Origin of the sequence: Rhizobium sp. IY2, assembly GCF_047532935.1 — a bacterium.
Classification (GTDB): domain Bacteria; phylum Pseudomonadota; class Alphaproteobacteria; order Rhizobiales; family Rhizobiaceae; genus Rhizobium; species Rhizobium anhuiense.
On the sequence record NZ_JBLKNU010000002.1, the window covers coordinates 941,263 to 952,738 of the forward strand.

Sequence of the window (11,476 nt, forward strand, 5' to 3'; positions counted from 1 at the left end):
CGGCCCCTAGATCTTCAGATGTTGCAGGACACGGGCGCGGCTCTCCGGACCGTTGAGGCTTTCGTCTTCGATCGCCCCGAGTTTGAGAATGGCCCAGCGGTCCGCCACCGAAAGGGCAAAATCCAGATTCTGTTCGACCAGCAGGATGGTCGTGCCGCGCTTTTCGCGGTCGTCCCTCAATGCCTTGGCGATGTTCTGGACAACAGAGGGCTGCAGACCTTCGGAGATTTCGTCGATCAGCAGCAGTTTCGGACGCAGCATCAGCGCCCGCGCGAGGATCAGCATTTTCTGCTCCCCGCCCGACAGCGTGCCGGCTTTCTGTGCCAGCCGATCCCTCAGGAACGGGAAATAGGCGTAGACCCGCTCCAGGGCGGATGCCAGATCCCGATCGCCTTTGAGCGCGAGGCGCAGATTGTCGCGGATGGAGAGATCCTGAAACAACGGCAATTCCTGAGGGGCGTAGCCGATGCCGGAAGCGATCAACTCGGCGGGCTTCCTGTCGATGATAGCGGCACCATCGACCTCGATCTTGCCCTTGCCGGCACGCAGGAAGCCAAGGATTGTCTTCAGCAGCGTCGTTTTGCCCATGCCGTTCTTGCCCATGAGGGTGAAGATTTCGCCAGGCCGGATGGCAAGCGACACGCTGTTGACGACGTCGACCGCGCCATATCCGCTCGATACGCCGCTGAGTTTGAGTTTGAACGCGTCAGCCATGGGCGCCTCCTGCGTAGATGGTGCGAACCGTTTCGGAATTGACCACGTCATTCACCGTGCCGTCGAGAACGAGCTTGCCCTGGTGGAGAACCACGATGCGACTCGATATGTCGCGCACGAAATCCAGATCGTGTTCGACCAGGATGGCGGCGAAACCCATCTCGTCCGTCAGTTTTTTGAGGATGGCTCCGATGGTCATGCGCTCGGTCTTGGTAAGACCCGCCGTCGGTTCGTCGAGAAGAATGATGCGTGGTTCCAGAGCGACGACCATCGCCAGTTCGAGAGCCTGCCTTTGACCATGCGACAGCAGCAAGACCGGCTTGTCCAACATGTCGGCCATGCCGGTGAGCGTCAGGATCTCAGCTGCAGCGGCCGGCAGCATGATCTCGGCGAGCGATCGCATCGGACTGGGTGTCTCGCGGCTGAAACGCGCCATCTTGAGGCATTCGCCGATGGTCATGCTGTCGAAGATGCTGGCAACCTGGAATTTGCGGCCGACGCCGAGAGCGACGATCCGTTCCGGTGCATGACCGGCGATATTCGTGCCGATGATATCCACTTGACCTTCGATCTGCTGGGTACCGTCCGACAGGCAACGCATCAGCGTGGTCTTGCCGGCGCCATTGGGGCCGACCAGGCTGACGAGTTCTCCGGCGCCGATTTCAAGGTCGATGCCCTTGAGGACGGAGAGGCTGCCATAGGACTTGCCGAGACCGCGGATCGACAGAAGGCTTTTGCCCGCCAACGGACCGTCCTCGGCGACGATGCGCGTCGGCAAGGACTTCAGAGTGCTGCTGGAGTTGGCCGACTGCAGGAATCGCGTCACCAGGGAAGCGAGGCCGCCCGGCAAAAGGATGATCATGGCGACGAAGAGCGCACCGATGATCAATTGCCACAGGAAGGGCAGATCGCCCGAAAGGCTGGCGCTCAGATAGTCGATGCCGATTGCGCCGAACAAGGGTCCGATGATCGTTCCCCGGCCACCGAGCGCCGTCCAGACGACGAGTTCGGTTCCGAATACGAAGCCGGTATTCTCGGGTGCGACGACACCGGATGCGTTGGCATAAAGGAAGCCGGCCAGGCCGCATACGCCAGCCAGAACGGCCGTCAGGACGATCTTCAGCCGAGCGGGGTTCATGCCGAGATAGGCGATGCGGGCTTCGTTGTCGCGAATTGCAACCAGCAGACGGCCGGCGTCCGACCGGACGAAGACGATGGCAAGAACGGCCAAGACCAGCAGGCACGCGCCCGACAGGCGAAAATAGCCAGGAAGCCCGAGCGGGAGGGTTTCGTAACCGACAAGGCCGCTCGACGAACCGGTCCAGGTGCCGCCGGAAAAGATGAGTTGGGTGACGACGATCGGCACCACGAGCGAGATCACGGTGGCATAGAGCGGTGTCGATCCGTGATAGAACGACAGCCAGCCGACGGCGAGGCCAAGCACGAGCGGAACGAACACGGCGGCGACAAGGGCGACGACGAAAAGCGCCGGGCTTGCGCCGATATGGGTGAGAACCATGGCGGTGGCATAGGCGCCCACGCCAAAGAATGCCGCCTGCCCGAAGGTGAGAACGCCCGTATAGCCCCAGAGCAAGTCGACGGTAATCGCCAGCATGGCGTAGATCATCGAACGCGTCAGCACGTTGAGGCTGAAGCGGCCGAGAAACATCGGTCCGATGACGATCAGCAGGAGAGCCGCGAGCGCCAGCGTCAGAAGAAGGACAAGCCGGAGTTTTTGTCTATTAGGCACGGGCAAATCCCTTCGGACGTATGCGCAGTGTGATCGCGCAGAGGACGGCCACGGTGATGCCGCCGAGGATTGGGCTGAAATAGGTGCTGACGAGCACTTGGGCGGCCCCGAAGATGAGGCAGGCGGCAGCAAGCGCAGTGAAAGAAGAGCCTGCGACCATCACCAGCATGAAGGCGCCCGTCAGCCAGGCGACGCCCATATTGGGATCGACGCTGGTCAGCGGCGCGAGCAGCACGCCGGCAAGGGCCGCAAGGCCGGTGCCGATCATGAAGGTCGCGAGCCGCACCTTTTCGGTATCGATACCGAGCCCGCGCGCCAGGGTTTCGTTCATGATGACTGCCCGGGCGGAGAGACCAAGCCTTGTCCCATCGAGCAGCAAGGTGAAGCCGAGACCCAGACAGATGGCGGCGACAATGGCGAAAAGACGGTAGGCCGAGTAGCCGGTGCCAAAGAGATCGAAGGTGCCCGGCAGCAGCGCCGGCGTGAACTGCACGTCGCGGCCAAACCACAGCGTGATCAGCTGGCCGATGACGATGCCAAGGCCCCAGGTTGCAAGAATGGCGTCGAGCGGGCGGCGATAGAGAGGCCGTACGATGAACCGTTCGGCAACACCGCCGAGGATCGCGCCGACCAGAAACGCAAAGGGGATGGCAAGCCATGGATTGAGACCGAACCCGCTGACGACAACAGCGCAGTAAGCCCCGATGGTCAGCCATGCGCCATGCGCGAAATTGATGATCTTCAGCACGCCGAAGATCGCAAGCAGCCCGGCGGCAACGATGAAGAGAATGGCCGCAGTGCTGACGATATCGAGAAAGAGCGTCATTTCTAGAACTCCGATGCTGGAGGCGGGGCGCCCTGCCCCGCCACGCTGGTTTCAGAGATTCGGGCACTGATCGCCGGGATCGACGTCCTTGAAGCTATCGACGACTGCAACGCTGCCGTCGTCCTTGACCTGGCCAAGATACATCGTCAGCGGCGCGTGGTGCTGCTTGTTCATGGAGATCTTGCCGCGCGGACCGGTGAAGGAGACGTCAGGAAGGGCTTTGAGCACGTCCGCCGTATCCGTGTTGCCAGCCTTTTCGACGGCTGCCTTGTAAAGGTAGATCGCTTCATATTGCGGCACGGAGAGATCGTTCGGCGTGCGCAGTTCCTTGCCGAACTTCTTGTCCATGGCCGAGAGAAAAGCCTTGTTTTCCGGGCTGTCGATGCCGGTGACGTAGGAGGCCGAAAGGAAGATGTCCTTGGCATCCGCGCCCATGCTCTTGGCGGTGCCTTCGTCGACCGCGAGATTGCCGTAAGGCAGGGTGACGCCAGACGAACGCAACTGCTTGGTCAAGGTCACGTTCGGTGCGCCGCCGGCCGTCGAGGTGATGATCGCATCGGCGCCGGAGGAGCGGACCTTGGAGATGATGGCCGTCCAATCGCTGCCGTCGATCGGCAGATATTCCTCGCCGACGATCTGAGCACCGGCTTTTTCGATATAGCCCTTGGCGAAGGTCAGCATGCCGCGTCCGAAGGCATAGTCCGAACCGATCAGGAAGAACTTCTTTGCGCCCTGTTTGCTGATGAAATTGTCGACGACAGGCGGCACCTGCTGTTCTGGAACCCAGGCATCGACGAAAAGATTGGCGTTGCAGGATTTGCCTTCGTAGAAGGACGTGTAGATGTATGGCACCTCACCCTTGGAAACGATCGGCAGGCCGGCATTGCGCGCAGCACTTGTCTCCATGGAGATGATGACGTTCACCTCCTTCTGGAAAACCAGGGAATCGAAGGCCTTTTGCGCGCCGGCCGCCCCTGATGCATCGTCGGCGATCTCAAGCTCCAATGGCCGCCCGAGCACGCCGCCTTTGGCATTGATTTCTTCGACGGCGAGCTCCGCAGCTTGGACGACGGACGGCGCAACCACGCTGTTTGCGCCTGAAAGCCCGACCGGCACGCCGATCTTGATCGGATCCTCGGCGAAAGCTGCGGTGGCGAATGCCGCAGATGCCAGTGTAAGGATTATGGTTTTCATTTGCATTTTGTTCCCCTTTCTTGAGTGGATTGACATTACCCGTAGACATCGGCTCGGCGGTCGCCGAGCAGATGATTGAAACTGTTGAGCGTGCGGGTTTCCGTCACGCTCGACAGATCGATTTGCGCAAGGAGGATTTCCTCGCGATCGGCACTGGCCGGACCAGAGATCGGCCAACCCTGCGGGCCGACGATCAGGCTGCGGCCGATGAAGGACTGGCCGCGCTCGATGCCGATCCGGTCGGCGCAGGCGATGTAAAGGCCATTGGTGTGGGCGGCCGCCTTATGGAGGATATTGGCCATCGGCTCGGGAAGGCCTTCGGCACCGGCCATCGGGACCCAGTTGGTAGGCACGCAGACCAGCTCGGCGCCGGCCAGGGCCAACTGACGAAACGTTTCCGGAAACCAGCCATCGTAGCAGATGGCAATGCCGATACGGCCAAAAGGCAGGTCGAATATCGGCAGTCCGAGATCGCCTTTTCTGAAAAGACGGTTTTCGTTGTTCCACAGATGGAGCTTGCGGTATTTGCCGATATATCCCTCGGGGCCGCAAAGAAGAGCACTGTTGTAAAACCGGTCGCCATCCTGCTCGGCAATGCCGCTGACGATGTAAAGGCCAAACTCCTCGGCAAGGCGGCGGAGCGTCTCGGCACTCGGGCCGCCGGGTACCGGGCCGGCCAATGCGGCAACCTCCTCGCCGTCACGGAAGGTGTAGCCGCTATCGGCCAGTTCCGGCAGAACGACGATCTCCGCGCCTTGGGTCTTCGCCGCCTTCGCCAGCCGCTCGATAGCCGCGAGATTACCGGCGCGATCACCGATGATCGGTTCGAACTGGACGGTTGCGACGGTTACCGCCCGTGCGGTTGAGGTCTTGACACTCAATCTTGTCTCCAAACGCAAAAAACCTCTGGCACGGAATTCAATCCGTGAACCAGAGGCTACATAGCCATGATGTGAATGCGGCAGCCCTGCCGCTGAGCAAACCTGCTCGTTGTCTTTAGGCTTGCACGAAAGAATGTGACCGTCAAGCCGCGTCAGCAGGCATTTTCAGCGACGCCAGTGCTGGCAACTTAAGGTTGAGTTTTTGCGCCGATGGAAAGTCCGAGGCTTTTCATGGTGTCTTGCGCGGCAATGATGGATTCGGCGATCGTCGCCATCGGAACGCGCTTTGACGTCGCCTGATCGCGCAAGAGCTTATAGGCCGCGGCCTCGTCGAGACCATTCATGGCCCGCAGCGCTGAAACGGCTTTTTCGACCAGCCGGCGACTTTTCAAGGTTTCCTCGAGTTTCTGCACCTTGCCGGCGAGCCGCTTTTCGTAGCTCTGCCGATAGCGTGCAAGCGCAAATTGCGTCAGGATGCCGAGCGGCCGCAACGGTTTGCTGATAACGCCGTGGGCGTTGAGATCGATGATCGCCTGGAGGGCTGTCGGGCTCTCATAGGTCACGATGGCGATGATCGCCGTCTGCTGGAGGTCGATGATCTCAAGCGCGTGCTCGACATGCACATCCTCTACATGCAGGAAGACGGTGTCCACGTCGGGAGGCAAGGCTGGCGGAAGCGGCCAGGTGGCCCGGACCTCGCAGCCAAGGCGCTTGAGGTGAGCGATCAGCACGTTGCCGTCCTCGTCACGCGGATGGACAACCAGAACGCGTGCGCGCCGCAGATCCTGAACGATCCTGCTCGGTCCCGCCATCTCAGGCCTCCAGCCAGACGTCTTCGAACCGCGACGCCGTCAGATACGGGTCCGGCCGGATCGGGCCAGGCGCCTGCCAGGCAATGTCGAAAAGCCCATCGGCGCGCGCCACGCCGATGCGGGGATGCAACCAGAGGTGGCGGGTGTCGGCGTCGAAGTTGATCCGGCCCTCTGGAGCAAGATAATCTTCCAGAAGGATTTCTTCGGAAATACGATGGGTCTCGAGCGAGCCGGCCCGGGCAAGTGCGCGGGCGAAAAGGTGAACCTGCGCATAGGCCGGCTGCGACCAGACGCTCGTGGTGAAGTCCTGGCCGAAACGGGCTTTGAATGCCCCCACGAAGCGCTCGTTCGCCTCGTTCTCGACCGTCTGGAAATAGGTCGCCGAAAGAATATGGCCGGTGCAGGCGTCGGCTCCGATCTCGCGAATCTCACTCTCGGCCATGGTCAGGCTTGCAATCGGAACCCGCGTCCGATCGATTCCGGCCTCGGCATACATGCGGTAGAAACGCTGCGCCGGCCGGCCGATGATCGTCGAGAAGATGGCATCGGGCTTGAGACGGACGATATCGGAAATCACCGAACGCAAGGTCTGTTCGTCGGCATGAAGAGGAAGATATCGCTCGCTGACGACTTCACCGCCCTTTGCCTCGACCACATCCCGCATGACCCGATTGGATTCGCGCGGATAAATATAATCCGCGCCGACGAAGTAGATCCGGCGTCCATGGTGGCGCAGAAGGTATTCCGCAAGCGCGAAGGTGTTCTGATTGAGGGTGGCGCCGGTATAGACCACATTCTCCGAATATTCGAAACCTTCGTACATCGACGGATAAAACAGCAGTCCGTTGTGCCGTTCGACGATCTGCAGCACCGCCTTTCGGCTGGCCGACATCGAGGCACCGAAAATGATATTGACGTCGTCATCGGCGAGCAGGCGCCGGGCCAGATTGCGATAGGCGGTTTGGTCCCCGCCCGGATCATAGGCGATCGGAACGATGGGCTTGCCAAGCACGCCCCCCGCCGCATTGACTTCCTCGATCGCAAGTGCGGTGCCAAGAAAGTGCTCGGTTTCCGTAATTTCGCTAATTCCGCTTCTGGAAAACAGCACTCCCACCCGCCATTCGGAGCTTGTCATCTTTGCCTTTTCCGACGTGTTGGAGGTTCGAAAGCGGTGAATGCCTCAGTTCCGCGCTTTCGACTTCCATACCCTTAGTGCTTTTTCATGGGATCCTGCAAGCGGGTGCGATGCAGGTCGTTGTCACAGCAGACGGAGACGGGAACTACCGGCCATGAACCGTTGCGGGCATCACATTGTCGGGGATCGGACATGTATAGGCTTTGCCGCTGGTCTTTTCTCGCCACTCGTCCGTCGCGGCTGCCAGGAGGTCGGGTGACGACATCAATGCGAGCCCCGTTGTCGCAAGCGTCTTGGCCGCATGTGCCATGGCCTTGTGCGCGGCCGGGCTTTTTCCCTGTGCGACGACCTGCCAGGTATGGGGATTGGTGCCGATCGCCCAGGCTGGCGCCCAGCATTGCGCGGTCGGCGTCACCCAGCTGACGTCGCCGACATCGGTCGATCCGGCCCGGAAATGCGATTGCCCCTCGAAATCGCGCAGACCGATGTGCAAGGGCGTCGAGCCATCGACCTTGGCATTGGAGAACACATCGCCCTTGATCTGATAGAGGCGGATGCTGCTCCTGATTGCTTCCTCAGTGAAGGTATCCTGGATTTTCCTGGCGAAGGCGATGTCGGCCTCGTCGAAGGCTATCGGCCCGAGCGCGACCATGTTCTGGTGCATTGCCGTTTCCAGCGTGATGTTGGGAAGAAGGTTCGTCGAGGCGGTGTCGAACACGATCTCGACTTCGGTTTCAGTCATCATCGCCGCACCTCGTGCAACTTTCTCGACGCGCCCGGCAAGCTCAAGCGCCTGCGGCATGTCAGGCGCCCTGATCAGATAGAGCACCTCGGCGCTGGCCTGGACGACATTGGCCGCCCTGCCGCCGGTGTCGGTGATCGCGTAGTGAACGCGGCAATCCTGCGGCATGTGTTCGCGCAGGAAATTGACGCCGACATTCATCAGTTCGACCGCATCGAGCGCCGAACGGCCGAGATGGGCACTGTTGGCGGCATGTGCCGCGACACCCCTGAAGCGATAGTAATATTCGAGAACGGCAAGATTGTTCGTCGAGCGAACACCGTTGAACGGAGCCGGATGCCAGGTCAGGGCGGCATCGACATCATCGAATGCGCCGGCGCGAACCATGAAGGTCTTGCCGGAACCGCCCTCCTCTCCCGGGCAGCCGTAATAGCGCACCGTCCCGGGCAAATTGTTCTCCTTGAGGTGGCGGGCAAGCGCAACCGCCGCCATCAGCGACCCGACACCAAGCAGATTATGCCCGCAGCCGTGACCGGTTGCTCCCGCCGCCTGGGGAAGAGGCTCAGCCACGTCGGCGGTCTGGCTCATTCCGGCCAGGGCATCGAATTCGCCGAGGAAAGCAATCACCGGCTTGCCGCTGCCGGATTCGCCGATGAAGGCCGTTTCCATGCCTGCGACGCCGCGGCGCACGGCAAAGCCGTTTTCCTCGAGTGCCGTTGCCAGCAATTGCGACGAGCGCCGCTCCTCGAATTTCAGCTCCGCGAAATCCCAGATGCTGTCGCTGAGAGCGAGATAATCCGGTTTCATCTTTTCGATCGTCGCGGCAATGGAGCTGATCGCGTCAAGATTCATGGCATTTCCTCGCTGTCTGTCCTGCCGCCACAGGGACGTGTTGCACCGGACCCGGCAGGACTGATGCCTGCCGGATCTTCTGTTGACTGTCGAAGTGGAATAGCGACGCCCGACCCACCGGGCGCCGCCGTTCAGGCTCAATTGTCGAGCGAAACTTCCCAAAGACGGGCATTCGATTGCCAGACGGGCCGGCCCTTGAGCTTCTTGGTCGCGCCCCAGACATCGACCATGTCATAGAGGAAGATGCCCGGCATTTCCTTGAGCATCCGCGTGTGAAACTCGTCGAAGATCGCCTGACGCTTCGCCTGGTCGGGCTCGGCATAGGCCGCCTTCATCAGTTCGACTGCCTTCGGGTCATCCCACATCAACGAAGCGTTCTTGTCCTTGTTGCCGACATAGAAGCCGTACATCAGCGCCGGATCGAGCCGCGGCGCGACCGATTGCGAGATGATCTGGTAGTTGCCGGAGCGGCGACGATCGACCTGCGTCGCATAGTCGAGCACCTCGATCTGCACGTTGAGACCTGCCTGCTGCATCATGGCCTGCGCCATCACCGCGGCCGGGAAGCTTGGCACGTTGCTGCGCTTGTTGGCGATGATGGTAATCGGCTCGCCCTTGTAGCCGGCGGCCGCAAGCTCCTTCTTTGCCGCCTCGATGTCGTAGGGCAGGCGCTCCTTCTGGACATCGTCGAAATAGAGCGAGTCTTGCGAAACCATCGAACCGTTGGCGGTGCCGGTGCCATTGGAGGCTGCCTCGACGAGCTGGTCGAGATCGAGTGCCATCGCCATCGCGCGGCGCACGCCGGGATTGCTCAGAACCTTGTCGCGCGTCTGGATGTAGAAGAGGTTTTTGCCGTTGTTGCGCGCCACGATCAGTTGCATCGTGTCGCTCGTCTTGAATTCGGGAATGAGATCCGGTGAAATCTCCGCGGTATCGAGCACGCCGGACTGAAGGCCGGCCTTTACGGTCGAAGCGTCGGGAATGACCATGAACTTGATGCCATCGACGAGAGGGCGTTTCGAGCCGACCATGCCGTCGGGTTTGCCGTCGTTCTGGGGCGAGACATAATCGTCGAACTTGGCGAGATGGATATATTCGCCCTTCTTCCATTCATCCCATTTGAAGGGACCGGTGCCGATCGGCTTGATGAAGCTTCCGTCCGCACCGACCGATTCCGGGGAGATGATCCCGGTGTAACCGCATTCGGGGCGCGACATCAGGCCAAGAAAGACCGCGGATGGCTTTTCCAGCGTGATGGTGACGGTCGAAGTATCGACTGCCTTGACCCCGGTAACATGCACGCTGCCGCTGCCGTCGAAGTCAGGACGGCAGGTCCATTTCGTTTCGGGCTTGAGATAGCGGTTCCAGTTCCACACGACGTCATCGGCGGTCAATTTCTTGCCGTTGTGGAATTTGACGTCGTCACGCAGTTTGAAGCTGTAGCTCAGCCCATCCGCCGAGACTTCGAAGCTCTTTGCCAGCAGCGGCTTGACCTCGCCGTTGTTGGCATAGCCGACGAGCCCTTCGACGATATGCAGGATGACGCCATCGGTATTGCCGTCGCGATTGACGCCTGGATTGGCGCTGCGCAAATCGGAACTTTGCGCCACGACGATATCGCGGGCATCGACCACGCCGGCCATCGCCATCAACATGGTGCCTGCGAGAAGAAGCTTATGCATTGTTCTACCCTCTTTTATGGATTGTTAGGATCGGAGTTCATCCCAGCAGGCGCGTGAAAGCCTGCCGATGGTTTCGAGCGCGACCGTATAACCAGGTGTGCCGTCCGGCATTTCCTGCGGCACGTCGTCGGTATAGGCGGCGATGATGTAGAAGGGGGTCCCGTCGCGATAGACGATGCCGGCATTCATGCGGCCGCGCTTTCCCGTGCCGCCCTTGTGGGCGACGAGCACCCCGAACGGCAGCCGGGAAGGAATGGCATAGCGCAGGATCTGGTTCTTCAGGGTTTGAAGCGCGTAGGCGCACAGCGCCTGCGAGCAGCCGAGCCGGTCCGCAGCGTCCCGCGAATCCTGCGCATCCAGGATGGTCTGCAGCAGATAGACCTGATCCCGCGCCGTCGTCGTGGTGACGGCCTTCAAGGAATGATCGGGCGACAGCGCCAAGGGAGGGATGAGGAAGCGATGGTTGGTGCCTGTCATGCCGATCGACTTGCAATAATTGTCGACCTCTTCGAGCGTCAGCCTTTCGAAGACCATCTTGGTGCAGACATTGTCGCTCAGCACCATCATGCCGGTGATGGCATCGCGCAGCGATATGACGATTCCGGGGCTGAGATAGCGGAACATCCCGCTTGCCACTTCCTCGGCGAAACGCTTTTCGTAGGTAATCCGTTCGTCCAGATCCAGGCGGCCTTCATGCGCGGCCTTCAAGGCTGCCATCATGATCGAGGTCTTTCGGGTGCTGGCGGAGGGCGTTTCCTCGTCCGCACCTCTGCCGATCGTTTCTCCGCTGCCGAGCGCACGCACCATGAAGCGCGTCACGAAAGGCTGGGCATCGCAGATCGCATTCAATCGCTCCGCAAGCTTTGCGGATTCAATCATCGTCGTCAT

General features: G+C 60.6%; 10 protein-coding genes. All 10 read right to left on the bottom strand.

What is annotated here, in order from left to right; genetic code table 11:
• Positions 1-6: 6 nt before the first annotated feature.
• Complete coding sequence (locus ACMUVN_RS13115) at positions 7-714, bottom strand: ABC transporter ATP-binding protein (RefSeq protein WP_183844820.1); 708 nt, start codon at positions 712-714, stop codon at positions 7-9.
• Positions 707-2,464, bottom strand: a complete 1,758-nt coding sequence (locus ACMUVN_RS13120; RefSeq protein WP_312865374.1) for an ABC transporter permease subunit — start codon at positions 2,462-2,464, stop codon at positions 707-709. The genes ACMUVN_RS13115 and ACMUVN_RS13120 overlap by 8 nt, the downstream gene beginning before the upstream one ends.
• Positions 2,457-3,290 carry a branched-chain amino acid ABC transporter permease gene (locus tag ACMUVN_RS13125; protein ID WP_028756474.1) on the bottom strand — a complete coding sequence of 278 codons (834 nt, stop codon included), beginning with the start codon at positions 3,288-3,290 and terminating at the stop codon, positions 2,457-2,459. The genes ACMUVN_RS13120 and ACMUVN_RS13125 overlap by 8 nt, the downstream gene beginning before the upstream one ends.
• Before the next feature lie 51 nt (positions 3,291-3,341).
• Positions 3,342-4,490, bottom strand: a complete 1,149-nt coding sequence (locus tag ACMUVN_RS13130) for a substrate-binding protein (RefSeq protein ID WP_047613269.1) — start codon at positions 4,488-4,490, stop codon at positions 3,342-3,344.
• Positions 4,491-4,519: 29 nt separating this feature from the next.
• Positions 4,520-5,365, bottom strand: a complete 846-nt coding sequence (locus ACMUVN_RS13135) for a nitrilase family protein (protein ID WP_183844822.1) — start codon at positions 5,363-5,365, stop codon at positions 4,520-4,522.
• A gap of 188 nt (positions 5,366-5,553) precedes the next feature.
• A complete protein-coding gene (locus ACMUVN_RS13140; protein ID WP_028756477.1) occupies positions 5,554-6,177 on the bottom strand; it encodes an ANTAR domain-containing response regulator in 624 nt (207 codons plus the stop codon).
• A gap of 1 nt (position 6,178) precedes the next feature.
• Complete coding sequence (locus tag ACMUVN_RS13145) at positions 6,179-7,312, bottom strand: transporter substrate-binding domain-containing protein (RefSeq protein ID WP_028756478.1); 1,134 nt, start codon at positions 7,310-7,312, stop codon at positions 6,179-6,181.
• Positions 7,313-7,457: 145 nt separating this feature from the next.
• Positions 7,458-8,906, bottom strand: coding sequence for a M20 family metallopeptidase (locus ACMUVN_RS13150; protein ID WP_183844823.1), 1,449 nt, complete (start codon positions 8,904-8,906; stop codon positions 7,458-7,460).
• A 137-nt stretch (positions 8,907-9,043) separates the two neighbouring features.
• Positions 9,044-10,588, bottom strand: a complete 1,545-nt coding sequence (locus ACMUVN_RS13155; protein ID WP_183844824.1) for an ABC transporter substrate-binding protein — start codon at positions 10,586-10,588, stop codon at positions 9,044-9,046.
• A gap of 24 nt (positions 10,589-10,612) precedes the next feature.
• Positions 10,613-11,476 (bottom strand): serine hydrolase, encoded by an 864-nt coding sequence (locus tag ACMUVN_RS13160; RefSeq protein ID WP_047615024.1) that lies wholly within the window; start codon positions 11,474-11,476, stop codon positions 10,613-10,615.

Coding starts and splice junctions, on each gene's coding strand:
- ACMUVN_RS13115 (WP_183844820.1), bottom strand. CDS start 714: ATGGCTGACGCGTTCAAACTCAAACTCAGCGGCGTATCGAGCGGATAT.
- ACMUVN_RS13125 (WP_028756474.1), bottom strand. CDS start 3,290: ATGACGCTCTTTCTCGATATCGTCAGCACTGCGGCCATTCTCTTCATC.
- ACMUVN_RS13130 (WP_047613269.1), bottom strand. CDS start 4,490: ATGCAAATGAAAACCATAATCCTTACACTGGCATCTGCGGCATTCGCC.
- ACMUVN_RS13140 (WP_028756477.1), bottom strand. CDS start 6,177: ATGGCGGGACCGAGCAGGATCGTTCAGGATCTGCGGCGCGCACGCGTT.
- ACMUVN_RS13145 (WP_028756478.1), bottom strand. CDS start 7,312: ATGACAAGCTCCGAATGGCGGGTGGGAGTGCTGTTTTCCAGAAGCGGA.
- ACMUVN_RS13150 (WP_183844823.1), bottom strand. CDS start 8,906: ATGAATCTTGACGCGATCAGCTCCATTGCCGCGACGATCGAAAAGATG.
- ACMUVN_RS13155 (WP_183844824.1), bottom strand. CDS start 10,588: ATGCATAAGCTTCTTCTCGCAGGCACCATGTTGATGGCGATGGCCGGC.
- ACMUVN_RS13160 (WP_047615024.1), bottom strand. CDS start 11,476: ATGACGACGATGATTGAATCCGCAAAGCTTGCGGAGCGATTGAATGCG.